The following is a 764-nucleotide window of genomic DNA, read 5'->3' as shown; positions in this document are numbered from 1 at the left end:
ATCGACTACATTAAAAGCCATCCATATCATTACCAAGGCGTTGAAGTCGCTATCATTGAAAACAAAAGCTTAGCAAAACGACTGTTGTCTCTTGGATGGAAGTACAAATCTCTGTTTAGCAAAATCTTCTTTGCTCATAAGCCTACGCTGGTGAAGGACTTTCAATCGGCTTGATAGTCACTGAGTCACTCCCCATGTAACCCAAGTAAGCGCTCAATCAAAGTCCGTAAGCATATTGAGAAAAGTTTGGCGGTCTTCCGCTGCACTACCTCGATGAGCAGTGTATTCGACGTGTTCGTCCGCGCTGGCTTTCGGGGATAGATTGATGCCCCACAGCGCATTAATTTGGTTTGGCACGATGGAGTAACGCACATCAACAATTCGCATTTCGTCATCCGGGTCTTGCACTACAAAACCATTTGAAAACCAACGGAAACGTTCAATATCTTTCGCTTGCTGAGATTGTGGGTCGAGCCATGGAAATTGTGTTTTTACATTGAGCTTTGGTGTGGATTCGCCAGGATAGATTTTTATTGAGCGCCCCACTCTTACCGCATCCACATAGTAGTTATCTTCCGTTTCATAAATCACTTTCCAGACTAAAAGATTGCCGAAGGTTGGTTTTGCTTTTAGCTGCACAGCACTGTGCTGTCGCTCTTGGACGATTTTCCACCCGGCCGCTTCTGCTCTATCTCGTCGAATACCCCCAAGAGTCAGATAAGCCAGCGACCATAGAAATGCGACACGCGCATAATTTCGATTTC

1 pseudogene is annotated in these 764 nt (G+C 45.3%); it reads right to left on the bottom strand.

Going from position 1 to position 764, the window contains the following annotated elements:
- Window positions 1-213: 213 nt before the first annotated feature.
- A pseudogene (locus tag R7P74_RS26035) lies at window positions 214-764 on the bottom strand (metal-dependent hydrolase); the annotation flags it as partial.

Source organism: Vibrio sp. 2033 (genome assembly GCF_033339735.1).
The sequence above is the reverse complement of the archived record's forward strand: the minus strand, read 5'-3'. Positions and strand labels throughout refer to the sequence as shown.